This is a genomic window from Streptomyces sp. NPDC088910 (assembly GCF_044749865.1).
In the GTDB taxonomy this organism is placed as follows: domain Bacteria; phylum Actinomycetota; class Actinomycetes; order Streptomycetales; family Streptomycetaceae; genus Actinacidiphila.
Map to the genome: position 1 here is coordinate 134,910 of NZ_JBIVIV010000009.1, position 24,455 is coordinate 159,364.

Sequence of the window (24,455 nt, forward strand, 5' to 3'; positions counted from 1 at the left end):
GGGCCCCGGCCGGTCCGGCCGGGGCCGCCCGGCGTCCATCCGGGAACCCGTCGGTATCCTGCGGATGTCCAGCACCCGAAGCCGAGGAGTCTCCTCACGTGAGCCCGAACCGTCCGGCTGCCGTCGTCGTCCTCGCCGCGGGTGAGGGCACCCGCATGAAGTCGGCCACCCCGAAGGTCCTCCACCCCATCTGCGGCCGTTCCCTGGTCGGCCATGTGGTCGCCGCCTCCCGCGAACTGGCGCCGCAGCACCTCGTGGTGGTCGTGGGCCACGCCCGCGAGCGGGTCACCGAGCACCTCAACGGCATCGACCCGCAGGCGCTCACCGCCGTGCAGCACGAGCAGAACGGGACCGGGCACGCGGTCAGGATCGGCCTGGACGCGCTGTCCGCGCAGGGCGTCGTCCTGGACGGCACCGTGGTGGTCACCTACGGCGACACCCCGCTGCTCACCGCCGAGACCCTGCACACCCTGGTCGGCGCGCACGAGGGCGACGGCAACGCCGTGACGGTCCTCACCGCGAAGGTGCCCGACCCCACCGGCTACGGCCGGATCATCCGCTCCTCCGACGACCGGGTCACCGCGATCGTCGAGCAGAAGGACGCCGGACCGGCCCAACTGGCGATCGCCGAGATCAACTCCGGGGTCTACGCCTTCGACGCGGCCCTGCTCGCCGACGCGCTCGGCAAGATCACCACGGACAACTCGCAGGGCGAGGAGTATCTGACCGACACCCTCGGCATCCTGCGCGAGGCCGGCCACCGCGTCGGCGCGTACGTCGCCCCCGACCACCGCGAGATCGCCGGGGTGAACAACCGGGTGCAGCTCGCCGAGGCCCGCCGGGTGCTCAACGACCGGCTGCTCCACCGCGCCATGCTGGACGGCGCCACGGTCGTCGACCCCGCCTCCACCTGGGTCGACGTCGACGTCCGCTTCGAGCAGGACTGCCTGGTGCACCCCAACACCCAGCTCCTGGGCGCCACCAGCGTCGGCGCGGGCGCCGAGGTCGGCCCCAACTGCACGCTCACCGACACCGCGGTCGGCCCCGGCGCACGGGTGTCCAACACCGTCGCCGACCAGGCCGAGATCGGCGAGCAGGCGACCGTCGGCCCGTACGCGTATCTGCGGCCCGGCGCCAAGCTCGGCCCGAAGGCCAAGGCGGGCACGTACGTGGAGATGAAGAACGCCTCGATCGGCGAGGGCACCAAGGTGCCGCACCTCAGCTATGTGGGGGACGCCACGATCGGCGAGTACACCAACATCGGCGCCGCCAGCGTCTTCGTGAACTACGACGGCGAGGCCAAGCACCACACCACCATCGGCAGCTACTGCAAGACCGGCTCCGACAACATGTTCGTGGCGCCGATCACCGTCGGGGACGGCGCGTACACCGCCGCCGGATCGGTGATCACCAAGGACGTTCCCGCGGGGTCGCTGGCCGTCGCCCGCGGTCAGCAGCGCAACATCGAGGGCTGGGTGGCGCGCAAGCGTCCCGGCAGCGCCGCCGCCGAGGCCGCCGAACGCGCACAACGAGGAGACACGCCGCAGGGCGAGTGAGGGACGTCTCATCCGGGCCTCTTGAGGTGCACAGATGCGCCGGTTGGGGCGTACCGTGTGGCTTGCACACAATTCCGCCAGCACGCCTAACCGAAGGCGACGCTGTGCCGAACACCAGTCGAAAACTCCAAGGAGACGGTGCAGTGACCGGGATCAAGACGACCGGTGAGAAGAAGCTGATGCTCTTCTCCGGCCGCGCCCACCCCGATCTGGCGGAGGCGGTGGCACACAGTCTCGGAGTCGGCCTGGTGCCGACCAAGGCTTTCGACTTCGCCAACGGCGAGATCTATGTGCGGTTCCAGGAGTCGGCCCGCGGCGCGGACTGCTTCCTCATCCAGAGCCACACCGCTCCCATCAACAAGTGGATCATGGAGCAGCTCATCATGCTCGATGCTCTCAAGCGGGCCTCCGCCCGGAGCATCACCGTGATCGTGCCCTTCTACGGCTACGCCCGGCAGGACAAGAAGCACCGCGGCCGTGAGCCGATCTCGGCCCGGCTGATGGCGGACCTGTTCAAGACCGCGGGCGCCGACCGCATCCTCACGGTCGACCTGCACACCGACCAGATCCAGGGCTTCTTCGACGGCCCGGTCGATCATCTCTTCGCCCTGCCGGTGCTCGCGGACTACGTGGGCGCCAAGGTCGACCGCGCCAAGCTCACGGTGGTCTCCCCGGACGCCGGCCGGGTACGGGTCGCCGACCGCTGGTGCGACCGGCTCGGCGCGCCGCTGGCCATCGTCCACAAGCGCCGTGACCCCGACGTCGCCAACCAGGTGAAGGTCCACGAGGTCGTCGGTGACGTCAAGGGCCGGGTCTGCGTCCTGGTCGACGACATGATCGACACCGGCGGTACGATCTGCGCCGCCGCCGACGCGCTGTTCGCCAACGGCGCCGAGGACGTCATCGTGACCGCCACCCACGGTGTGCTCTCCGGGCCCGCCGCGGACCGGCTGAAGAACTCCCGGGTGAGCGAGTTCATCCTCACCGACACCCTGCCGACGCCGCGCGAGCTGAACCTCGACAAGATCACCGTGCTGTCCATGGCGCCGACCATCGCCAACGCGGTGCGCGAGGTGTTCGAGGACGGCTCGGTCACCAGCCTGTTCGAGGACTCCGAGCACTGAGCTAGATCGATTTCTCCCGGGGCCTCCCCGCCGGTTACGCTGTCCGCGTTGCTCGGCGAGGGAGGCCCCGGTTTTTCCGGCGGACCTCCGTTATCGGCGCGCTCCTCGTAACGGTCTCCGCGCAAGCGGGGGTGAGTCGTGGAACGGCCCGTCGTGGGTCGGGCGACCGTATGACCCCCCTTTCGCGTACCGAGTTTTCCGTATCGAGGAGTTGAGCATCATGGCCGAGGTCAAGATCGCCGCAGAGCCGCGCACCGAGTTCGGCAAGGGCGCCGCCCGCCGCGTGCGCCGCGCCCACCAGGTCCCCGCCGTCATCTACGGTCACGGCGCCGACCCGCAGCACGTCACCGTCCCCGGCCACGAGCTGCTGCTCGCGCTCCGCACCGCGAACGTGCTGATCTCCCTCCAGCTCGACGGCAAGACCGCGCTGGTCATCCCCAAGGCGGTCCAGCGCGACCCGCTGCGCGGCACCATCGAGCACGTCGACCTGCTGTCCGTGAAGAGCGGCGAGAAGGTCACCGTCGAGATCCCGGTGCAGACCGAGGGCGAGCTGGCCGTCGGCGGCAACCTGCTGGAGCACGTGCTCAACACGCTGCCCGTCGAGGCCGAGGCGACCCACATCCCGACCGCGGTCACCGTCTCCATCGAGGGCCTGGAGGCCGGCGCCTCCATCCTCGCCAAGGACATCACCCTGCCCAAGGGCTCCACCCTGGCGATCGACGAGGACGCGGTCGTCATCCAGGTCGTCTCGGCCCAGGCCGAGGCCGCCGACGAGGCGGGCGACGAGGACGCCGAGGGCACCGAGGACGCCGCCGCCGAGGCGTAGTCCCCCGCGCTCCCCCGGTCCTCGCGCGCTTATGCGCTCGTGTGCTGACGTGCTCGTGTGCGTACGCTCACGTGCCCGCGCGCTCGCGTGCTGACGTGCTCGCGTGTGACCCCGGCCGCCGCCGCACCCTCACGGAGTGCGGCGGCGGCCGTTTTCCCGGTACGAAGTCGGCGACACGGAGTCGGAGACGTGGATGAGTGACACCTCAGGGCCCTGGCTGGTCGCGGGCCTCGGCAATCCGGGCCCCGAGTACGCGGGGAACCGGCACAACATCGGCTTCATGGTGGCCGATCTGCTCGCCCAGCGGGTCGGCGGCAAGTTCAAGCGCGCGCAGAAGGCGCAGGCCGTGGTCGTGGAGGGCCGGATCGGCCCGCCCGGTCCCGCGAACCAGCGGGTGGTGCTGGCGAAGCCCCAGTCGTACATGAATCTGTCCGGTGGCCCGGTGACCGCGCTGCGCGACTTCTACAAGGTGCCGACCGAGCGGATCATCGCCGTCCACGACGAGCTGGACATCGACTTCGGCACGCTGCGGCTCAAGCTGGGCGGCGGCGACAACGGCCACAACGGCCTCAAGTCGATGACCAAGTCGATGGGCCCCGACTATCTGCGGGTGCGCGCGGGGATCGGCCGTCCACCGGGCCGGATGGACGTGGCGGCCTTTGTGCTCAAGGACTTCTCGTCCACCGAGCGCAAGGAGCTGGACTGGTTCGTGGACCGGGCGGCGGACGCGGTCGAGGCGCTGATCACCGAGGGCCTGGAGCGCGCGCAGAGCACGTACAACACCTGACCGGACGCGCGACCGGTCAACCGCCGGACACGGCGCTCACCCTTGTCGAGGGCGGGCGCGTACCGAGGTTGACCGGACGGCATGCGATGGCCAAAGATCGCCCGCATGGTGAAACGCAGCCGTTCCCGCCGGATGGCCGAGGGCACCTGGGGGCTGGTCCTGCTGGCCCGGGTGGTGGGCGGGTGGGCGCTGGTGCTGCTGCTCCTGGCGTCCGGCGCCTGGGACTCGTGGAAGACCGCGCAATACGTGATGCTCACCAAGGGGCACGAGCACGGCACGATGACGCTGACGAACTGCGGCGACTCCACCTGCACCGGACCCTTCGCGCCGAAGGGGTCGGCCGTCGCCCGCCCGAAGGTGGTCATCAGCCTGCCGGTCACACACCATGTCGGCGACCGTGTGCCGGTCGTGGTGAAGCCCGGGACGAACACGGTCGTACGGTCCGACTGGGGCGGCCTGTTCTTCTCCTGGGTGCCGCTGGCCGGAGCCCTGCTGCTGGCCGCGGTCGTGGCCGGCGGGGCGCTGCGGATGCGGCGCACGGCGTGGACGCTGGCGGCGCTGGGGGCGGCGCTTATCGGTGCGGCCTTCTTGCTGCTGTAGGACGCGTGGGGGCGTCGGGCACGCTCGCCCGACGCCCCCGCGCGCGGACGTCAGGCTCTCATCGCCGTCGGCTCCAGGAACTCCAGCCGGTTGCCGACCGGGTCCTCGGAGTAGAAGCGGGAGTGGCCCGGCAGGTCGTCGTCCCAGACGACCTTGGCGCCGCGCGCCTGGAGCTCCTTGCCGAAGGCGTGGATCCCGGTGACGCGGATGCCCGGGTGGGCCTTGCGGGCGGGCCTGAAGTCCTCCTCGATCCCTAAGTGCAGCACCGCGTCCCCCGCCGCGAACCAGCAGCCGCCGCGCGCCGCGAGCACCGGCGGCTTGGTCAGCTCGGCCATCCCCAGCACCCCGACGTAGTACGCGCGCAGCGCCTCCTCGCTGCCGGGCGGCGCGGCGAGCTGGACGTGGTCGACCCCCGCGATCCCGAAGCCGTCGGCGCCCCCCGCCGTCCCCCCTGCCGCTCCCCGCGTCACGCCGCCGCCTCCTGCCCCTGTTTGCGCGCGACGGTGAAGATCCGCCGGAAGGGGAAGACCGTCCCGTGCGGGCCCGGCGGGTACGCCTTGCGCAGCAGGTCGCGGTACTGGCCGACGAATTCCGTCACCGCCCCCCGGTCGCCGTCCAGCGCGGTCAGCACCGGCCGCAGCGCGGTGCCCTTGGTCCACTCCAGCACCGGGTCCTCGCCCTGGAGCAACTGCACATACGTCGACTCCCACACATCGGCCGCGCAGCCCAGTTCGGTCAGCCGCTCCAGATAGTCGGCCGGGCTGAGGATGTGGACGTAGCGGCGGCCGTGTCCGTCGAGCCGGTCGCGCCACCGCGGGGTGTCGCACAGCTCGCCCAGCAGCGCGTGGCTGGGCGCGGTGAAGTTGCCCGGCACCTGGAAGGCCAGGGTGCCGCCGGGCGTGATGTGGTCGAGCCAGCCGGGGAAGCGGTCGGCGTGGCCGGGCACCCACTGGAGCGCGGCGTTGGAGACGATCAGGTCGAAGGACTCCTCGGGCGCCCAGTGCGCCGCGTCGGCCTGCCGGAAGTCCAGCTCACCGCCGCCCGCCGTGGGTCCCGCGTACCGCGCCGCCGCGTCCAGCATTTCGCGGGAGCTGTCGAAGCCGGTGATCCGGGCTCCGGGCCAGCGGTCGGCGAGCAGCGCGGTGACATTGCCCGGACCGCACCCGATGTCGGCGATCCGGGGCGCGTCGCCGCCCGGCAGATCCTGGATACGGGTGAGGAGGTCGAGGAAAGGGCGGGTGCGGTGGGTGGAGTGCCGGAGATACTGTTGCGGGTCCCACGTTGGCGCTGCGTGCATCGTCGTACTCCCTGGCTTTTCATAGCCGGCTGCGCACAGCCGCTACCGAAACGGAGGGCGAGGTTCTGCCCTCTGGTCGGTGTCCAGGCTCCTCCGACATATCTCTTGAAGTCAAGAGGCTTCATATCAAGAGACTTCATATCGACAGACCTACTACACTGAGCGCATGGAGGACGAGGTCGACCGGCTGGTCGCTGCATGGCGCCGAGAGCGCCCCGACCTCGACGTGGAGCCGCTGGAGGTGCTCAGCCGGGTCAGCAGACTCGCCCGGCACCTCGACCGCGCGCGGCGGCTGGCCTTCGCCGAGCACAGTCTCGAACCGTGGGAGTTCGACGTGCTCACCTCGCTGCGCCGCGCGGGACCGCCGTACCAGCTCTCGCCGGGCCAGCTCCTGACCCAGACGCTGGTCACCTCCGGCACGATGACCAACCGGATCGACCGGCTCGCCCAGCGCGGGCTCGTCGAGCGGCTGCCCGACCCCAGCGACCGGCGCGGCGTGCTCGTCCGGCTCACCGTGGAGGGCCAGGAGCGCGCGGACCAGTCACTGGCCGGACTGCTCGCGCAGGAACGCGCGATCCTGGGCGAGCTGTCCGCCCGGCAGCGCGGTGAACTGGCCGGGCTGCTACGACAGTTGACCGCGCCTTTCGACAACGTCCCCGGCTGACGGCACCAGCTCCACCGGCCCCACGCCCGCCCTGCGGGCCAGCGCGACCGCCGCCAGCGTCGAGTGCACGCCGAGCTTGCCCAGCACATTCTGCATATGGGTGCGGACGGTGTGCGGCGACAGGAACAGCCGCTCGGCGACGGCTTTGCGGCCCAGGCCCGCGACCATGCAGCGCAGCACCTCCTGCTCGCGCGGCGTCAGCGACTCCACCAGCCGTTCGCTCTCGGTGCGGTGCCTGCGGGCGGCCGTCAGCTCGCGCAGCACCCCGGTCAGCAGCGCGGGCGGCAGATGCGTCTCGTCGCGCAGCACCCCGCGTACGACCGCGAGCAGCCGTGACAGCGAGCAGTCCTTGGCGACCCACCCCGACGCCCCGGCCTGGAGCGCGCGGGCCGCCCTGCGGGCGTCGTCCCGCTCGGCCAGCACGACGGTACGGGTCCCCGGATACTCGGCCCTGACCCGTTCCACCAGCGCCAGGCCGTCCAGGACCGGTTCCTGCTCGACCGGGATGCGCGGCACCGCCGCGAGCGTCACCGGCGGTCGCGGACCGTCCCCCAGATCGGCGTCCACCAGCAGGACGTCGTAGCGCCGGTTGTCGGCCGCCGCGCGGTCCAGGCAGCGCTGAGCGGCCGGGCCGCTCCCCGCGGCCGAGACGTCGACGTCGGGCTCCGCCGCGAGCGCGGCGGCAAGCGACTCGGCGAAGATGCGATGATCATCGACGACGAGAACGCGGATTCGTCCCACGGGTACCACTCCCGGTGTTGGGCACTCCCCCAGTGGCGGGGCGGCATTCGCGCGGGATCCGGCACCCGGATCGGGACCGCCGCCCCTCCCCGGGTGCCGAACCCCTTGCGTCTCGCCCCCTGATGCACGCCGGCCCCCACCGGCGCTGTCTCAAAAGCGTAGGGCGTCGCGCCCCCGTTAACACCGTCTTGACGGAAGTTCTCCGTCGCGGAATTCCGGATTCCCTCGTCTTGTGGTACCGGAGTGACCACGGTGACGGGAGCGGCCCCGCGCGCGCCGAACGGGCCGGTCCGCGCGTGCCGAGCTTCACACGGACCGACCCGTCCGACAGCGGGGAACGGGAGTGGGGAACGGGATTTGAGCACGGGGTGGGAGAACGGGGTCTGGGAACCGGGTCTGGAAACCGGGTCTGGGAACGGGGTTTGAGATCCGGGCCCCGCTAAACCAGCCGGTGCGCTCCAGGGCCCGCCGTCGTCGGGAAGAGCCGGGCCGCCGGAAGGGCGGCCTGGATGGTCGCGGACAGCGCCGGGATGTCGGCGGCCTCCGCCAGGACGATGGCGGAGCCGCCGAAGCCGCCGCCGGTCATACGGGCGCCCAGGGCGCCGTTGGCGAGCGCGGTGTCGACCACGAGGTCGAGTTCGGCGCACGAGATCCGGAAGTCGTCGCGGAGCGAGACGTGCCCCGCGGTCAGGACGGGCCCGATCTCGCGGGTGCGCCCGGCGTCCAGAAGCGCGATGACCTCCTCGACGCGCCGGTTCTCGGTCACCACGTGCCGGGTGAGCCGCCGCAGCCGCTCGTCGGGGAGGGCGGCCAGCGCGGCGTCGAGCCCGTCGTAGGGGACGTCGCGCAGGGCGGGGACGCCGAGGGCCGCGGCGGCGGCCTCGCAGCCCGCGCGCAGTTCGCCGTACGCCCCGTCGGCGTGCGCGTGCTTGACGCGGGTGTCGACCACCAGCAGTTGCAGCCCCTGCGCGGCCAGGTCGAACGGCACCTGGCGCTGCGTGAGCCCGCGCACGTCGAGGTGGAGCGCGTGCCCCTGCGTACAGCAGGCGGACGCGGTCTGGTCCATGACGCCGACGGGCGCGCCGACGTAGGTGTTCTCCGAGGACTGGCAGAGCAGGGCCAACTCCTGACGGGGCAGGTCCAGGCCGTGCAGTTCGGTGAGGGCCAGGGCGGTGACGACCTGGAGGGCGGCGGAGGACGAGAGCCCGCCGCCGACCGGCACATTGCTGTCGTAGTGGATGTCGGCGCCGCCGATGGCGTGGCCCGCCTGCCGCAGCGTCCACAGGACGGCCGCGGGGTAGACGGCCCAGCCGCCGGTCGTACCGGGAGCCAGTTCGTCGACGCGCAGTTCGACGACGCCGCCGTCCATGTCGGCGGAGTGCACGCGCAGCAGCCCGTCGTCGCGGCGGGCGACGGCCGCCCGGGTGCGGTGCGGGAGCGCGAACGGCATGACGTAGCCGTCGTTGTAGTCGGTGTGCTCGCCGATCAGATTGACCCGGCCGGGCGCCGCCCATATGCCCTCGGGCGCGCGCCCGAAGATGTTCTTGAACGCGATCTCGAACGCGGCTTCCGTCGTGGCTTCCGTCATCGTCCGTCCTCCCCCTGCGTCGGCGAGTGGTCCTGCGACAGCGACCGGGTGAAATTCCATGCGTCGCGGATGATCTCCGCGAGGTCGGTGCGGCTGGGCTGCCAGCCGAGCCGCTGCCTGGCGCGCTCCGCGGAGGCGACCAGTACGGCGGGGTCGCCCGCGCGGCGCGGCTCGTCGGTGGCCGGGATGGGGTGGCCGGTGACCTGGCGGGCGGTCTCGATGACCTCGCGGACCGAGAAGCCGTTGCCGTTGCCGAGGTTGCAGATCAGGTGCTCGCGCGCGGGCGCCTTGTCGAGCGCCAGCAGATGCGCCTCGGCCAGGTCCGCGACGTGGATGTAGTCGCGCAGGCAGGTGCCGTCCGGCGTCGGGTAGTCGTCGCCGAAGACCGAGACCGCGCGGCGGCGGCCCTGCGCGACCTGGAGGACCAGCGGGATCAGGTGCGACTCGGGGTCGTGCCGCTCGCCGTGGCCGCCGTACGCGCCCGCGACGTTGAAGTACCGCAGGGAGACGGCGGACAGGCCGTGCGCCGCGCACTCGCTGGTGATCATGTGGTCGACGGCGAGCTTCGTCGCGCCGTACGGGTTGGTGGGCGCGGTCGCCGCGTCCTCGGTGATGGGAATGGCGGTGGGCTCGCCGTAGGTGGCGGCGGTGGAGGAGAAGACGAGGGTGCGTACGCCGGAGTCCCGCATGGCGGCGAGCAGTTCGAGGGTGCCGCCGACGTTGTTGCGCCAGTACTTCTCGGGTACGGCGACGGACTCGCCGACCTGCGAGGAGGCGGCGAAGTGCAGCACCGCGTCATAGGTGCTGTCGAGCACCTTGTCCGCGTCCTGGACGCGGCCCTCGACGAAGTCGGCGCCCTTGGGCACGCCCGCGAGGAAGCCGGTCGACAGGTCGTCCAGCACCGTCACCCGGTGCCCGGCCTCCAGCAGATGGGCGGCGACGACCCCGCCGACGTATCCGGCGCCGCCGGTGACCAGGACCTTCTTGGGCCGGGCGGCCGTCTCCCGCTGGGCGGTCGTCGACTCGGTGCCCGCTCGCTCGGTGCTCACTGACTCGCTACCTCTCGCAGTCGCAACGCCGCGGACTCCGGCGGCACATCGTTGATGAAAGCGCCCATTCCGGACTCGGAGCCCGCGAGGAACTTCAGCTTGCCCGATGTGCGCCGGATAGTGAAAAGCTCCAGATGGAGCGCGAAATCGCGGCGGTCCGGCGCGTTGAACGGCGCCTGGTGCCAGCCGGAGATGTACGGGGTACGCGGCTGGCCCTCGCCGAAGATCCGGTCGAAGCGGCGCAGCAGCTCCAGATAGACCCGCGGGAACTCGGCGCGCGCGTCCTCGTCGAGGCCGAGCAGGTCGGGCACCCGGCGGTGGGGATACAGGTGCACTTCGTACGGCCAGTGCGCGGCGTACGGCACGAAGGCGGTCCAGTGTTCACCCGTGAGGACGATTCGGCGGCCGTCCGCCCGCTCGTCGGCGAGGACGTCGTCGAAGAGGTTGCGCCCGCCGGTGCGCTCGCGGTGCTCGGCGAGCGAGCGCAGCATCAGGGCGGTGCGCGGTGTGACGAACGGATAGGCGTAGATCTGGCCGTGCGGGTGGCCGAGGGTGACGCCGATCTCCGCGCCGCGGTTCTCGAACGGGAAGACCTGCTCCACGCCGGGCTGCTGGCCCAGGTCGCGAGTGCGGTCGGTCCAGGCGTCCAGCACCAGGCGGGCGGAGCCGGGGCTCAGGTCGGCGAAGGACGCGTCGTGGTCGGGGGTGAAGCAGACCACCTCGCAGCGGCCCGCGTCACCGGCCAGCGAGGGGAAGCGGTTCTCGAAGACGACCACCTCGTAGTCGCTGTCCGGGATCTCGCTCAGCCGGCCCTCGCGCGAGGGGCACAGCGGGCACTCGTCGGCGGGCGGGTGGTACGTACGGCCCTGCCGGTGCGAGGCGACGGCGACGGTGTCGCCCAGCAGCCGGTCGGCGCGCAGCTCGGACTCGGTGGCGACGGGCTCCAGCGGACGGCGGTCCACGGCGTCGCGCACGACGTCGTCCCTGGAGTCGTAATAGATCAGCTCACGGCCGTCGGCGAGCCGGGTCGTCGTCTTCTTCACCCTTGAGGCCCCTCATCACAAGCACTCAACATAATCAAACACAAGGAACCACAAAATAACAGCCCGGTCAATGGGGACTCCGGGAAGATGCTTGAAACAGGTTGATTGTGGTGGTAAGTGTCCGCGCACGCGAGAGCGGGGCGGCACCTCCTGTCCGGAGGTGCCGCCCCGCGTGCGGAAGACGTGCGGAAAACGGGTGGGAAAAGGGGGTACTGGGGTCGGTGCGTCAGCCCGCCGCGCCGGGACCGGCCGCGGAGGACTGCGGGAACGGCGCGGACGCCGGGGCGCCTTCTGCCGCCGCGCGGTCCAGCAGGCCGGTGCGGGCCGCCAGGGCGGCGGCCTCCAGCCGGGAGCCGACCCCGAGCTTCATCAGGACGCGCTGCACATGCGTCCGCGCGGTGCTCGGCGCGATCCGCATGCCCGCCGCGATCAGCCGGGTGTCCTCGCCCTCCGCGACCCGCACCAGGACCTCGATCTCGCGCGGTGTCAGCATCTCCAGCAGCCGCGCGCCCTCGTCGTCCGGCTGCCGCGCGGGGTTGAGCAGTTCCGCGAAGGCGCCCTGGAGGAGCGTCTGCGCCACCGCGACCTCCCCGGCCCGCGCCTTGGCCATCGCGCGCTCCACGCCCTCGATGCGCTCGTCGTGGCGTACGTAACCGGAGGCGCCGGCCGCGAAGGCCGCCGCGATGCCGCGCGGGTCGGGCACCGGTCCGAGGACGACCACGGCGACCGCCGGGCGCTCCCGCTTGATCCTGGCCACCGCGTCGAAGGCGCCCGGCTCGGCCGGTGCGGCCGTGCCGTACAGGCACACCTCGGGAGACCTGCTCAGTACCAGTTCCGCCGCGCCCGCCGCGGGCGCCGCCGCCGCGAGCACCCGGTGCCCGCGCAGCTTCAGTGCCGAGGCCAGCGCCTCGGCGAGCAGGCGGTGGTCGTCAACGACCACGAGCCGTACGCCCATGTCGGGTATCCCCTATCCCCCCGGGGTCCGGACCAATGCCGACCCCGACCCCTACGCATACCGCCCTAGGCGGCGAAGCTACACGCATCCACCACCGGCCGCGCCCCCTATCGAACAGAAGGTTCCGGCGAATCCGGAATTACCGTAGCTCGTCAGCCGAAGGTCACCAGATAGGTCTGGTCGGACGAGGAGGCATACACCGTGCGGGTCGCGATGATGAAATGACCGTCGTGCCAGACGGGGTAGCTGCGCATCGCCGACACGTTCAGCTTCTGCGAGGCGTCAGTGTCGAACTGCGCGTAGGTGGTGAGCGCGCCGCTGGCCGGGTCCAGGGTCACCAGACGGCCCTGCACGTCGTAGTCGGCGGGCTCGTACGCGAGCAGCTTGCCGTCCTCGATCGCCAGGCCCTGGATGTCGTGCTTGCTGTCGGGCTTGGCGATCCACTTCTGCTTGCCGTCGCTCAGGTTGAACGCGACGATCCCGCTGAGCACCTGGCCGTTGCTGTCGTGCTTGCTCGTCAGCGACAGATAGAGGGTGTCACTGCTGACGATCACATTGTGCACGGCCTGCATCTCGGTGCCGTCCGTGCTGATGTCGTACTTGTCGGTGCCGAGCGAGACCCGCGACTGGAGACGGCCGTCGACGATCGTCGCCACGTCCGTCTGCCTCTCGCCCTCGGTGCCGAGCACCACCACCACCGGGTCGGTGGAGACGACGGCCGAGACCTTGGTGCCGACCGGCGCCGTCCACGACCATTTGGCGCTGCCGTTGTTGTCCGGATCGATGACCTGGACCTTGTACGTCTTGTAACCGCAGTTGACGATCGCCACGAACTGCTTGCCGCCCGCGTAGCCGTCGTCCTCGCAGTCACCGTTGCCCGACCGCCACAGCACCTTCTGGGTGCTCAGCCGGTAGCCGATCGAGCCCTCCAGCCAGTCCACGCCGAGCGTGTCGCCGCTGATCGCCATCTCGCTGTAGTCGAAGTCCGCCTTCTCCGAACTGCCGACCGGCAGCTTCGCCGTCCACACCGCCCTGCCCGCCGCGAGATCGATCACCATGACCTGCTCGCAGTTGGCGCCGAACTGGACGGCGGTCAGGTTGTTGTTGGAGTCGCGCGCGGCCGTGCAGTCGCCGCTCGACGGTGTCGGTACGGTCCACGCCACCGCGCCGGTGCCCAGGTCGTAGCCGACGACCTTGTCGATCTCGTTCTTCACCACGTACTTGTCGGTGAACCAGACGCCGAGGACGCTCTTCAGATTGTCCTTCGACGCCACCGGGTCCGCGGGCTTGTCCCACTTGTACGACAGTGTCGAATTGTGCGTCTTGGCGGTGTTCGTACCGCCGTTGGCGCCACCGGCGTTGGCCTGCGGCTTGGGCGCCGGGTCGTCGCCGCCGCCGCTCTTGGTCGCGAAGTACACACCGCCGCCGATCACCAGCACCGCGGCGACGACCGCCGCGACGATCACGATCAGCTTGTTGTTCGACGAACCGCCTGAGGGGGCGGGGTAGCCCGAGGGTCCGGGCCCGTACGGCGGCTGTTGCTGCTGCGGATAGCCGTACGCCTGCTGCTGCGGCGGGACCTGGCCGGGCTGCGGGTAGCCGTACTGCGGGGGCGGTGTCTGCCCCTGCGGCACCTGGCCGGGCGGCGGGGGCGGGGGCGGCACCTGGCCGGGCGGCGGCGGAGGTCCCTGTCGGCCGCCGTACTGCTGCTGCGGGAAGGCCGGTTGGGTGGGCGCCTGCGCGTACGGGTTCTGGCCGGGGGGCACCGGCTGCGCGTACGGGTTCTCGTTACCGGGAACCGGGCCCGCCTGGCCCGGGTATCCGTAACCACCGCCGGGCGGCGGCGGGTTTCCGGGGGGCGGCGGGGGCGGCTGCGACATCAACAGGTCCTTCGGGCACAGGTGAATCAGGGACGGATGAACGGAAATTCTTTCTATCACCCGCCCCCACCACCCCCTCGGGGAGCGGCCCGACCGTTACCTGGCCGCTACACGTCTTCACACGTCGAGGGATTCTGCTTCACCTGCGAAGGGGTGTTACCCGCCCCAGGTGAAGGGGTCTTACCCGCCTCATGTGAAGGGGTGTTACGCGTCCTCCGCCAACTCCAGCCAGCGCATCTCCAGTTCCTCGCGCTCCTCGCGCAGCGCGCGCAATTCGGCGTCCAGGGAGGCGACTTTCTCGAAATCGGTCGCATTGTCGGCGATGCCGGTGTGCAGCTTCGCCTCGCGCTGGCCGAGTTTGTCGAGCTGCCGCTCGATGCGCTGGAGTTCCTTCTTCGCCGCGCGGGTGTCGCCCGTGGGCTTGTCCTTGGCGGGCGCCGGGGCGGGCGCCGCGGCCTCGGCGACCCGGCGGCGGCGCTCCAGGTACTCGTCCACCCCGCGCGGCAGCATGCGCAGGCTGGCGTCGCCGAGCAGCGCGAAGACGCGGTCGGTGGTGCGCTCCAGGAAGTACCGGTCGTGGCTGATCACCAGCATCGAGCCGGGCCAGCCGTCCAGCAGGTCCTCCAACTGGGTGAGCGTCTCGATGTCGAGGTCGTTGGTGGGCTCGTCCAGGAACAGCACATTGGGCTCGTCCATCAGCAGCCGCAGGATCTGGAGCCGACGGCGCTCACCGCCGGACAGGTCGCCGACCGGCGTCCACTGCTTCTCCTTGGTGAAGCCGAACTTCTCGCAGAGCTGCCCCGCAGTCATCTCCCGGCCCTTGCCGAGGTCGACGCGCTGCCGCACCGATTCCACGGCCTGGAGCACCCGCCAGTTCGGGTCCAGCTCGGCGACCTCCTGGGAGAGGTAAGCGAGCTTCACCGTCTTGCCGACGACCACTTTGCCGGCCGCCGGCTGCTGGTCGCCGCCGGTCGCCGCGGCCTCGGCGAGCGCCCGCAGGAGTGAGGTCTTGCCCGAGCCGTTGACGCCGACCAGGCCGACGCGGTCGCCGGGGCCGAGCTGCCACGTCAGGTGCTTCAGCAGCACCTTGGGGCCCGCTTGGACTGTCACATCCTCCAACTCGAAGACGGTCTTGCCGAGGCGGGAGTTGGCGAATTTCATCAGCTCCGCGGTGTCGCGCGGCGGCGGCACGTCGGCGATCAGCTCGTTCGCCGCCTCGATGCGGAAGCGCGGCTTGGAGGTGCGGGCCGGGGCGCCGCGGCGCAGCCAGGCCAGCTCCTTGCGCATCAGATTCTGCCGCTTGGTCTCCTCGGTGGCCGCGATCCGTTCCCGCTCGGCGCGCGCGAACACGTAGTCGCTGTAGCCGCCCTCGTACTCGTACACCGAGCCGCGCTGCACGTCCCACATGCGGGTGCAGACCTGGTCGAGGAACCAGCGGTCGTGGGTGACGCAGACGAGCGCGGAGCGGCGGGTGCCGAGGTGGCCCGCCAGCCAGGCGATGCCCTCGACGTCGAGGTGGTTGGTCGGCTCGTCGAGGACCAGCAGGTCCTGCTCCTCGATCAGCAGCTTCGCGAGCGCGATCCTGCGCCGCTCGCCGCCGGAGAGCGGGCCGATGACGGTGTCCAGGCCGAGCGGGAAGCCGGGCAGGTCCAGGCCGCCGAACAGGCCGGTCAGCACGTCGCGGATCTTCGCGTCGCCCGCCCACTGGTGGTCGGCGCGGTCGCCGATCACCTCGTGGCGCACGGTCGCGGCCGGGTCGAGGCTGTCGCTCTGCGTCAAGACGCCCAGTCGCAGCCCACCCTGGTGGGTGACGCGGCCGGTGTCCGGCTCCTCCAGCTTGGCGAGCAGGCGGATGAGGGTGGTCTTGCCGTCGCCGTTGCGGCCCACGACGCCGGTGCGGTCGCCTTCGGAGACGCCGAGGGACACGGATTCGAGCAGCGCTCGCGTGCCGTATGTCTTGCCGACGGCTTCGACGTTGACCAGGTTGACGGCCACTCTCGTACGCTCCAGGGGTTCGCGGGGGTTCTGCTTCAGCGTAGTGCGGCGCGGTGAGGTGCCGGTTCCGGGTGGTGCCCCGGCGGTCAGGGGGCGGGGACGACGGTCGCGCCGGGGGCCGGGGAGGCGGCCGGGCGGGCGGTGCGGCAGGTGCCGGAAGCGGTGAGGGTGACCGCGATCTTGGCGGCGGTGTCGGCGTCCGGCGCGAGGAAGGCGCAGGTGGGTCCCGAGCCGGAGACCAGCGCGGCGAGCGCGCCCGCGTCCGTGCCGGTGGCCAGGGTGTCGGCCAGCGCGGGCCGCAGCGACAGGGCGGCGGCCTGAAGGTCGTTGACCAGGACGGCGGCGAGCGCGTACGGATCGCCGGTGCGCAGCGCGTCGATCAGGGCGGGGTCGGCGACGGGCGCAGGCACGTCGTCGGTGGTGTCGCCCGCGCCGGACTCGCGGCGCAGGCGGTCGCACTCGCGGTAGACGGCCGGGGTGGACAGGCCGCCGTCGGCGACGGCGAAGACCCAGTGGAAGGGGCCCGCCACCTCCAGCGGCGTGAGGATCTCGCCCCTGCCCTCCCCCAGCGCAGCGCCGCCGACCAGGCTGAACGGCACGTCGCTGCCCAGCTCCGCGCAGATCGCGAGCAGGTCGGCGCGCGGGGTGTTCAGGCCCCACAGGGTGTCGCAGGCGAGCAGCGCCGCCGCCGCGTCCGCGCTGCCGCCCGCCATGCCGCCCGCCACAGGGATGTCCTTGGTGATGTGCAATCCCACAACGGGATCGACGCCATGGTGCGCGGCGAGCGCGACCGCCGCCTTGGCCGCCAGATTGGTGGCGTCCAGCGGGATGCTGTCGGTGTCCGGGCCGGACGCGGTGATCGTCAACGCGTCGGCGGGCACTGCTGTCACATGGTCGTACAGGCCGACCGCCAGAAAGACGTTCGCCAGGTCGTGGAAACCGTCGGGACGGCGACCGCCGACCGCGAGCTGGACGTTGACCTTTGCGGGCACGCGGACGGTGACGGGTGCGGCGGTCACTGCTGGCTCCCTTGCGAGGGTGGTGCGTACGGAGGGCGGTCCGCCGGGCGCGGCGGATTCACGGGGTGGGGATTCGCGGGCTGGGGATTCGCGGGCTGGGGATTCGCGGGCTGGGGATTCGCGGGCGGCGGGTACGGGCGGCGGCGGGTTTACGGTGCGGCGGCGTCAGACCGCGGGCTTGTGCTCGGCGACGGCGGCGAATTCCTCCACCGTCAGTTCCTCGCCCCTGGCCTGCGGGGAGACCCCTGCGGCCACCAGCGCGGCCTCGGCGGCCGGGGCCGAGCCCGCCCAGCCGGACAGCGCGGCGCGCAGCGTCTTGCGGCGCTGGGCGAAGGCCGCGTCGACGGCGGCGAAGACCTCTTCGCGGGTGGCGGTGGTCTTCGGCGGGTCACGCCGGGTCAGCGAGACGAGACCGGAGTCGACGTTGGGCGCGGGCCAGAACACATTGCGACCGATGGAACCGGCGCGCTTGACCTCCGCGTACCAGTTGGCCTTCACCGACGGCACTCCGTACACCTTGTTGCCCGGCCCCGCGGCCAGCCGGTCGGCGACCTCGGCCTGGACCATCACCAAGGTGCGCTCGATGCTCGGGAAGGCGGCGAGCATGTGCAGCAGGACGGGCACCGCCACGTTGTACGGCAGATTCGCCACCAGGGCGGTGGGCGGCGGCCCCGGCAGTTCTGTCACCCGCATCGCGTCGCTGTGCACCAGGGCGAAACGGTCCGCCCGGTCCGGCATGCGCGCGGCGACGGTCGCGGGCAGCGCTGCGGCCAGCACGTCGTCGATCTCGATCGCGGTGACCCGGTCGGCGGCCTCCAGCAGCGCGAGGGTGAGCGAGCCGAGTCCGGGACCGACCTCGACGACCGGGTCCTCGGGGCGCACCCCGGCGGTCCTGACGATCCGCCGCACCGTGTTCGCGTCGATGACGAAGTTCTGCCCGCGCTGCTTGGTGGGGCGCACCCCCAGTGCCGCGGCCAGTTCACGGATGTCGGCCGGTCCGAGGAGGGCGTCGGGATCTGTCGTACTCACACCCGCAAGAGTACGGGGCGGCCGGGGCCGCCCTCGCGGACCGGACCTAGGGCCTGTCCGGCCCTAACCGCCCAGGTGCCGCCCGCAGACCGGCCAGGGGGCGGCGCCGCGCTGGACGTACAGCTTCTTGGCCCGGTAGGTCTGCTCGGCGGCGGGGGCGTCCTGGGGGCGGCCCTGGCCGCCGATGCTGTGCCAGGTGTGCACGTCGAACTGGTAGAGCCCGCCATAGGTGCCGGTCGCGTCCACCGCGTCGGGTCTGCCGCCCGCCTCGCACTGCGCGAGGCCGCCCCAGTTGAGGCCGTCGGCGCCCGTGACGGCGGTGGGCAGCGGTCTGGTGCCGACGCGTACGACCTCGGTGACCGGTTCGCGCGCGGTCACCGACTCCACGACGCGCGGGCGCTCCCGGACGCCGTTGACGGTGCGGTAGGCGTAGGTGACGCGGCGGACGCCGTCGCGGCCCGGCCGGTCCACGGCCTCGGTGCCCTGCGCGAGCGTCGCGTCGGTGTGCTTGCGGGTGCGGAAGGGGATCGGTTCTTCGCGGGTCTCCTGGTGGCCGGAGATCCGCAGCACCGAGACGGTCTGGCCGTCGCGGGGGAAGCTGTCGGCGTCCACGGAGGTGGCGTCCTGGCCGCCGAGGGTGACGCCCGCGTCCGCGACGGCCTGCCGGACGGTGGCGGCGTTGGTGCGCACGGTGTGCTCGCGGCCGTCGGCCAGGACGGTGACCGTACGTTCGGTGCGCACGTCGAGGAAGAGGCCGTGGCGGCCGATGGACGCGTCGCGGGAGGCGTTGAGATACGCGCCCTCGGCCCGTACGCCGAGCTGCCGCAGCGCTTCCGCGACGGTCTTGCCGGTCGTCCACACCCGCTGGTGACGGCCGTCCACGGTGAGCGTCAGCGGACGGCCGTAGCGGACCACCACGTCGTCGCCGTCGTGCAGCGCCTCGCCCGGCGCCGGCGCCACGATGTCGTGGTCGCCCACCTCGACGCCCTGCTCGTGCAGCACGTCGGCCACGTCGTCGGCGAAGGTGTGCAGCGTGCGCGGCCGGCCGTCCACGGTCAGCCGTACCGCCTTGTCGGCCAGCACGTACGCGCCGGTGCCGCCCGCCAGGACCGCCATCACCAGCGCCCGCGGCACGATCGCGCGGCCGGTCCGCCGGACGGCGGCCGCCGGATTGGCGGCGGCTCGGTGTGTGCCCTGCGTATTGCTCACGACGGCTCGCTCCACGGCTGCGGGGTTCCGGTGCGGGGAACCGGGAACGTAGCCGACTTGTCGCCACCGGCCAAGCGCTCGCCGTCACGTGGCGTCGTCACCTCCGGTCACGCGAAGTCACCTGTCCGGGTGAGCGCGTGGAAACGTCAGTAGGCGAACGCCCTGGCGGTGTTGGCCGCGACGGCCGTCGCGAGGGTGTCCTCGTCGATGCCGCGGGCCGCGGCCATCGCACGCAGCGTGACCGGAATGAGGTATGGCGCGTTCGGCCGTCCGCGGTAGGGCACCGGGGTGAGGAAAGGCGCGTCGGTCTCCACCAGGAGGCGGTCGAGCGGGGCGACGGCCACCGCGTCGCGCAGATTCTGCGCCGACTTGTAGCTGACGGTGCCGGCGAAGGAGAGGTAGAACCCTTGCGCCGCGCAGACTTCGGCCATCTCGGCGTCGCCGGAGTAGCAGTGGAAGACGACGGTGTCCGGGGCGCCCTCCTCGTCGAGGATGCGCAGCACGTCGGCGTGCGCCTCGCGGTCGTGGATGACCAGCGCCTTGCCGTGCCGCTTGGCGATGTCGATATGGCGACGGAACGAGTGCTGTTGGGCGGCGACGCCGTCGGGCCCGGTGCGGAAGTAGTCCAGGCCGGTCTCGCCGACGCCGCGCACCTGGGGAAGGGCGGCGAGCGCGTCGATCTCGTCGATCTCCCGGTCGAGCCCCTCGATGCCGCGCGGCGCCTGCGGGCCCCCGTAGGAGCCCTCGGGCGCTCCGTGGACGATGCGGGGCGCCTCGTTCGGGTGCAGGGCCACGGTGGCCCAGATCGCGTCGTGGGCGGCGGCCGTCTTCGCCGCCCAGCGGGAACCCGCGAGATCGCACCCCACCTGGATGAGGGTGTCGACGCCGACCGCGGCGGCCTGGGCGAGGGCCTGGGGAACCGTGCCCGGCTGCATGTCGAGGTGGGTGTGGGAATCGGCGACCGCGACCCGCAGCGGCTCGGGCGCCGGCGGGGCGGACTTCTTGTCGTCGGCCTTGGCGTTCTTGTCGGGCATGGCCCCGATCCTAAGGACGCGGGGCCGTCGTCCTGTCAGGCGGTGTCGGCTCCCCCGGACTGCTCATCGCACTGGAGGCCGGGCTGCGCTCCGGGCTGGGCGTCGGGCCGCCCGCCGTGCTTGCCGCGCTGCTTGGCGTGCTTGCCGCGCTCCCCGTGTTTGCCGCGCTCCCCGTGCGGCTTGCGGTGCAGGAAGTGCAGGACCGACCAGTGGTGCTCGCGGCGCACACCGCGGTCGCCCCGCGGGTGTGCCCATACGGAGGCGACGCCGGAGACCTGCCCCGAGCGCATGATGCGTACGTGCGTACCGCCGCAGTTCAGGCACGCCGGACGGGTGAGCGGTGACGGCACCCTCGCGCCGTCCGCGAGGTAGACGACGAAGGCGTGGCCGGACGCGTCCACATGGTGCTCGATCTCGTACGCCTGCTCCCAGCCGTGGCCGCAGTTCAGGCAGGCGAAGGCGTACGCCTCCGCCGCGTTCCGGCCCGACTCCTCGCGCGCGGCGGCCGCGCGGTCGGGTGCGGGAGCCGGGCCGTCGGGTGCGGGGGCGGTGACGGTCACCGTGACGGGTACGGCGGGCGCACCCGGTGCGGCGGCGACGGGACGGGGATCGCTTCCGATGGTCTCGCTCATGGCAGCTCCTGCGTGCCCTCCGGACACGGTGTCCGGAGCGGGACTTTGCACCTACCAGCGAACGCCCGATTTGCCCGCTCCGCAGGAGATGCGCCCGACTCTTGAGCCAGATTTGGGCGCGTATGTGGCAGATGGCGGATATTGCTTTGCCATGCATACGGTTTAGGTTCTTACGGCGTCAAAAGGGCGGCCCGCCGGGATTGTGCGCCCGGGAATCAGGGCATCAGGCGACGGATTCCGCGAACGGCGGTCGCCGGGCCGTCAGAAAACGGTCCTCGGACCGCAGGCCGCCGCGCCGTCAGAAAACGGTCCTCGGGCCGCACGCCGCCGGGCCGTGCGGGGTCCCGGTCCTCAGGCACCCGGGGGCAGTTCGCCGGTCCGCTTGGCGGCGACGACGGCGTCGAAGACCTCCCGCTTGGGCAGGCCCGCCTCGGCGGCGACCGCCGCGATGGCCTCCTTGCGCCGCTCGCCCGCCTCTTCCCTGGCCGCCACCCGGCGGACGAGTTCGGCCGGGTCGAGGTCGGCGGGGCCGGGTTCCGGCGCGCCTTCCACCACGATGGTGATCTCGCCGCGCACCCCCTGCGCCGCCCACAGCGCGAGCGCCTTCAGCGGCCCGCGCTTGACCTCCTCGTACGTCTTGGTCAGCTCCCGGCAGACCGCGGCCCTGCGCTCCTCGCCGAACGCCTCCGCCATCGCCGCCAAGGTGTCGTCGATCCGGTGCGGCGCCTCGAAATACACCAGGGTGCGGCGATCGGCGGCGACCTCGCGCAGCCGCGACAGCCGTTCGCCCGCCTTGCGCGGCAGGAAGCCCTCGAAACAGAAACGGTCCACCGGCAGCCCGGAGACCGCCAGCGCGGTCAGTACGGCCGACGGGCCCGGCACCGCGGTCACCTTGATGTCGCGTTCGACGGCCGCCGCCACCAGCCGGTAGCCGGGGTCGGACACCGACGGCATCCCCGCGTCCGTCACCAGCACGACCCGCGCGCCGCCCTCCAGCGCCTCGACCAGCTCCGGGGTGCGCCCGCTCTCGTTGCCCTCGAAGTACGAGACGACCCTGGCCGTCGGGTGCACGTCCAGCGCGTGCGTGAGACGGCGGAAGCGGCGGGTGTCCTCCGCGGCGATCACATCGGCGGCGAGCAGTTCCGCGCTGAGGCGGGGCGGGGCGTCGGCGGGGTCGCCGATGGGGGTTCCGGCCAGAACGAGGACGCCGACGGCTGAGGTGGTCACGCCCCCAGCCTCCCACCTGCCCGCCGTATCCCCTCAATCGCGCCCAGCGCCCCCCGCCCACCGCCCACCGCCTCCGCGCCCCCCGCCCCGCTCCTCGGAGCCGGCCGCACGGCGCGTGACCAGGATCACGCCGGGGCCCTCGCCCGCCCCCGCGGCCCCGCGCGAACGGCATCGGCCCCGATCCCGGCCGCCCCACCGCCCGGAAACCGCCCGGACACGGCCCGCGCACCCCTGGTTACCGGCCGGGATTGCGGACAAACCCGGGCGGTGAGCCCGGACCTCATCGCTTTCTCAGGGGGTTTCCCTACGATGGGCCGGTGACAAGTGAGACCGCGACGCAGGACCGGGCCGACGAGGGCTTTCGGGTGGAGGCGGAGTCGAGCGCGTGGGCGCGACGACTGCGCCGGTTCGGCTATGCGGAACGGACTCGGATCGACACCCGCGACCGCCTCGTACCGCCGTTCCCCGAGCCGGGCACCCGGATGTGGGAGGCGCTCGGCCTCGGCCCCGTCGCGGCCCACCGGGTGGCGAAGTGGAGCGGCTGGCTCGGCCCGCTGCTGGTCGCCGTCTTCGCCGGGGCGATCCGCTTCTGGCACCTGGGCAACCCGCGTGACGTCGTCTTCGACGAGACGTACTACGCCAAGGACGCCTGGTCGCTGCTGAAGCTCGGCTACGAGGGCACCTGGCCCGACGGCAAGGTCTCCAACCCGCAGATCCTGGCCCACCCCCAGGTGATCCCGCTCTCGGACGCGCCCGGCTATGTCGTGCACCCGCCGATGGGCAAGTGGGTGATCGCGGTCGGCGAGTGGATGTTCGGGCTCAACCCCTTCGGCTGGCGCTTCATGATGGCGCTGATCGGCACGCTGTCCGTGCTGATGCTGTGCCGGATAGGGCGACGGCTGTTCCGCTCCACGGCGCTCGGCTGCGTGGCGGGCACCCTGCTCGCGGTCGACGGACTGCACTTCGTGATGAGCCGGATCGCGCTGCTCGACCTCGTCATCTCCTTCTTCGCGCTCGCCGCGTTCGGCTGCCTGCTGATCGACCGCGACTGGTCGCGGGCCCGCCTCGCGCGCGCCCTGCCCGTCGACGAGAGCGGTTACGCGGGACCCGACCGGCAGGTCGGCGACCGGACGGGCATGGGCTGGCGGCCCTGGCGGATCGCCGCCGCCGTCTGCCTCGGCCTGGCCTGCGCCAGCAAGTGGAACGGCCTGTACTTCCTGGCGGTCTTCGGCATCATGACCGTCGTCTGGGACATCGGCTCACGCCGCCTGGCCGGCGCCCGCCGCCCGTACCTGGCCGTCCTGCGCAAGGACCTGGGCTGGGCCGCGCTGACGATCCTGCCGGTCGCCCTGGTGACGTATCTGCTCTCCTGGTCCGGCTGGTTCCTGTCCGACAACGCCTACGGACGGCACTGGGCGGACGCCCGCGGCGGCACCTGGTCGTGGATCCCGGCCCCGATCCGCAGCCTGTGGCACTACGAGGTGCAGGTCTACGACTTCAACGTCAATCTCCAGACCCCGCACCCCTACCAGTCCAACCCCTGGAGCTGGCTCGTACTCGGCCGCCCGGTCTCGTACTTCTTCCAGTCCCCCAAGAACGGCGAGGACGGCTGCCACGCGGCGGCCGGCTGCTCCCGCGAGATCATCGCGCTGGGCACGCCCCTGCTGTGGTGGTCCGCCTGCTTCGCCCTCATCTACCTCGTCTACCGCTGGGCGATGCGCCGCGACTGGCGCGCGGGCGCCATCCTGTGCGCGGCGGGCGCCGGTTACCTCCCCTGGTTCCTCTACCAGGACCGTACGATCTTCTTCTTCTACGCCGTCGCCTTCGTCCCCTACCTCTGCCTCGCGGTCGCCATGATGATCGGCGCCTTCCTCGGCCCACCGAGCGCGAGTGAGGGCAGACGTATGTGGGGCGCGGTCGGCGCGGGCACGCTTGTCCTATTGATCATCTGGAATTTCATCTACTTCTTCCCGATCTATACCGGTATGACGATTCCGTACAGCAGTTGGCAGGCCAGGATGTGGTTCGACTCCTGGGTCTGACCGGGGTCCGGGGGGCCGGGGTCCGGGCGCGGGGGCCGAGCGCCGGGGGGCCGGACAGTGCTACGGCGCCAGGCTGAGTTTTCCTGGGACGGGTGAGGGTCCCGGGAGGGCTGTTTCCGTACGAACCCGTGCCCGGACTGAGACCTTCCTCCGCACAG

The 24,455-nt window shown here is 71.9% G+C and carries 22 protein-coding genes; 7 read left to right on the plus strand and 15 right to left on the minus strand.

The features are described 5' to 3' along the window. Nucleotides 1-98 precede the first annotated feature (98 nt). The 5 genes from glmU (at nucleotide 99) to ACIP4Z_RS21540 (ending at nucleotide 4,893) form a co-directional block, all read left to right on the plus strand. Nucleotides 99-1,556 carry a bifunctional UDP-N-acetylglucosamine diphosphorylase/glucosamine-1-phosphate N-acetyltransferase GlmU gene (gene glmU / locus ACIP4Z_RS21520; RefSeq protein ID WP_391051663.1) on the plus strand — a complete coding sequence of 486 codons (1,458 nt, stop codon included), beginning with the start codon at nucleotides 99-101 and terminating at the stop codon, nucleotides 1,554-1,556. A 143-nt stretch (nucleotides 1,557-1,699) separates the two neighbouring features. Next, nucleotides 1,700-2,680 carry a ribose-phosphate diphosphokinase gene (locus tag ACIP4Z_RS21525; protein ID WP_355337998.1) on the plus strand — a complete coding sequence of 327 codons (981 nt, stop codon included), beginning with the start codon at nucleotides 1,700-1,702 and terminating at the stop codon, nucleotides 2,678-2,680. A gap of 220 nt (nucleotides 2,681-2,900) precedes the next feature. After that, nucleotides 2,901-3,506 carry a 50S ribosomal protein L25/general stress protein Ctc gene (locus ACIP4Z_RS21530; RefSeq protein ID WP_401310328.1) on the plus strand — a complete coding sequence of 202 codons (606 nt, stop codon included), beginning with the start codon at nucleotides 2,901-2,903 and terminating at the stop codon, nucleotides 3,504-3,506. Between the two features lie 193 nt (nucleotides 3,507-3,699). Next, a complete protein-coding gene (gene pth, locus ACIP4Z_RS21535; RefSeq protein WP_355337992.1) occupies nucleotides 3,700-4,293 on the plus strand; it encodes an aminoacyl-tRNA hydrolase in 594 nt (197 codons plus the stop codon). Between the two features lie 108 nt (nucleotides 4,294-4,401). Further along, nucleotides 4,402-4,893: a hypothetical protein gene (locus ACIP4Z_RS21540; RefSeq protein WP_401310690.1), complete on the plus strand. Its 492-nt coding sequence runs from the start codon at nucleotides 4,402-4,404 to the stop codon at nucleotides 4,891-4,893. Nucleotides 4,894-4,943: 50 nt separating this feature from the next. Here the strand turns inward: ACIP4Z_RS21540 and ACIP4Z_RS21545 are convergent, their stop codons facing one another. Together ACIP4Z_RS21545 and ACIP4Z_RS21550 are read right to left on the minus strand one after the other, a co-directional pair. Next, nucleotides 4,944-5,363 carry a glyoxalase gene (locus ACIP4Z_RS21545; RefSeq protein WP_391162315.1) on the minus strand — a complete coding sequence of 140 codons (420 nt, stop codon included), beginning with the start codon at nucleotides 5,361-5,363 and terminating at the stop codon, nucleotides 4,944-4,946. Continuing rightward, nucleotides 5,360-6,190 carry a trans-aconitate 2-methyltransferase gene (locus tag ACIP4Z_RS21550; protein WP_355337986.1) on the minus strand — a complete coding sequence of 277 codons (831 nt, stop codon included), beginning with the start codon at nucleotides 6,188-6,190 and terminating at the stop codon, nucleotides 5,360-5,362. The genes ACIP4Z_RS21545 and ACIP4Z_RS21550 overlap by 4 nt, the downstream gene beginning before the upstream one ends. A 166-nt stretch (nucleotides 6,191-6,356) precedes the next feature. Between ACIP4Z_RS21550 and ACIP4Z_RS21555 the strand changes: the two genes are divergently transcribed. Next, a complete protein-coding gene (locus ACIP4Z_RS21555) occupies nucleotides 6,357-6,854 on the plus strand; it encodes a MarR family transcriptional regulator (protein WP_355337983.1) in 498 nt (165 codons plus the stop codon). On the opposite strand, the gene ACIP4Z_RS21560 is transcribed toward ACIP4Z_RS21555, so the two are convergent. The 13 genes from ACIP4Z_RS21560 to rsmI all read right to left on the minus strand — a co-directional run bounded on the left by ACIP4Z_RS21560 (nucleotide 6,813) and on the right by rsmI (nucleotide 22,255). Continuing rightward, the gene (locus ACIP4Z_RS21560) at nucleotides 6,813-7,595 is read right to left on the minus strand and encodes a LuxR C-terminal-related transcriptional regulator (RefSeq protein WP_188282377.1); all 783 of its coding nucleotides are present in this window, start codon (nucleotides 7,593-7,595) and stop codon (nucleotides 6,813-6,815) included. The two genes, ACIP4Z_RS21555 and ACIP4Z_RS21560, sit on opposite strands and share 42 nt — an antisense overlap. Nucleotides 7,596-8,034: 439 nt before the next feature. Further along, complete coding sequence (galK, locus tag ACIP4Z_RS21565; RefSeq protein ID WP_355337980.1) at nucleotides 8,035-9,183, minus strand: galactokinase; 1,149 nt, start codon at nucleotides 9,181-9,183, stop codon at nucleotides 8,035-8,037. After that, a complete protein-coding gene (galE, locus tag ACIP4Z_RS21570; protein ID WP_401310693.1) occupies nucleotides 9,180-10,160 on the minus strand; it encodes a UDP-glucose 4-epimerase GalE in 981 nt (326 codons plus the stop codon). Before galE ends, galK begins: the two co-directional genes overlap by 4 nt. Before the next feature lie 68 nt (nucleotides 10,161-10,228). After that, nucleotides 10,229-11,275: a galactose-1-phosphate uridylyltransferase gene (gene galT, locus ACIP4Z_RS21575; RefSeq protein WP_401310334.1), complete on the minus strand. Its 1,047-nt coding sequence runs from the start codon at nucleotides 11,273-11,275 to the stop codon at nucleotides 10,229-10,231. Nucleotides 11,276-11,501: 226 nt separating this feature from the next. Beyond that, nucleotides 11,502-12,230: a LuxR C-terminal-related transcriptional regulator gene (locus ACIP4Z_RS21580; protein WP_391162317.1), complete on the minus strand. Its 729-nt coding sequence runs from the start codon at nucleotides 12,228-12,230 to the stop codon at nucleotides 11,502-11,504. 152 nt (nucleotides 12,231-12,382) lie between these two features. Further along, a complete protein-coding gene (locus ACIP4Z_RS21585) occupies nucleotides 12,383-14,110 on the minus strand; it encodes a hypothetical protein (protein WP_401310337.1) in 1,728 nt (575 codons plus the stop codon). Between the two features lie 204 nt (nucleotides 14,111-14,314). Then, on the minus strand, nucleotides 14,315-16,105 hold the full coding sequence (locus tag ACIP4Z_RS21590; protein WP_355337968.1) for an ABC-F family ATP-binding cassette domain-containing protein: 1,791 nt from the start codon (nucleotides 16,103-16,105) through the stop codon (nucleotides 14,315-14,317). An 86-nt stretch (nucleotides 16,106-16,191) separates the two neighbouring features. After that, nucleotides 16,192-17,124, minus strand: coding sequence for a 4-(cytidine 5'-diphospho)-2-C-methyl-D-erythritol kinase (locus ACIP4Z_RS21595; RefSeq protein ID WP_391162321.1), 933 nt, complete (start codon nucleotides 17,122-17,124; stop codon nucleotides 16,192-16,194). Nucleotides 17,125-17,289: 165 nt separating this feature from the next. Then, entirely contained in the window at nucleotides 17,290-18,153 is an 864-nt protein-coding gene (rsmA, locus tag ACIP4Z_RS21600) for a 16S rRNA (adenine(1518)-N(6)/adenine(1519)-N(6))-dimethyltransferase RsmA (protein WP_401310342.1), read from the minus strand. Between the two features lie 63 nt (nucleotides 18,154-18,216). Next, nucleotides 18,217-19,362 (minus strand): ubiquitin-like domain-containing protein, encoded by a 1,146-nt coding sequence (locus ACIP4Z_RS21605; protein ID WP_401310345.1) that lies wholly within the window; start codon nucleotides 19,360-19,362, stop codon nucleotides 18,217-18,219. 146 nt (nucleotides 19,363-19,508) lie between these two features. Further along, nucleotides 19,509-20,396 (minus strand): TatD family hydrolase, encoded by an 888-nt coding sequence (locus ACIP4Z_RS21610; RefSeq protein WP_401310348.1) that lies wholly within the window; start codon nucleotides 20,394-20,396, stop codon nucleotides 19,509-19,511. A 35-nt stretch (nucleotides 20,397-20,431) separates the two neighbouring features. Then, on the minus strand, nucleotides 20,432-21,028 hold the full coding sequence (locus ACIP4Z_RS21615; protein WP_401310351.1) for a hypothetical protein: 597 nt from the start codon (nucleotides 21,026-21,028) through the stop codon (nucleotides 20,432-20,434). Between the two features lie 351 nt (nucleotides 21,029-21,379). Further along, the gene (gene rsmI / locus ACIP4Z_RS21620) at nucleotides 21,380-22,255 is read right to left on the minus strand and encodes a 16S rRNA (cytidine(1402)-2'-O)-methyltransferase (protein WP_355337951.1); all 876 of its coding nucleotides are present in this window, start codon (nucleotides 22,253-22,255) and stop codon (nucleotides 21,380-21,382) included. Nucleotides 22,256-22,572: 317 nt separating this feature from the next. On the opposite strand from rsmI, the gene ACIP4Z_RS21625 reads away from it, so the two are divergent. Then, nucleotides 22,573-24,297: a phospholipid carrier-dependent glycosyltransferase gene (locus tag ACIP4Z_RS21625; RefSeq protein ID WP_391043451.1), complete on the plus strand. Its 1,725-nt coding sequence runs from the start codon at nucleotides 22,573-22,575 to the stop codon at nucleotides 24,295-24,297. The last annotated feature ends 158 nt before the right edge of the window (nucleotides 24,298-24,455 follow it).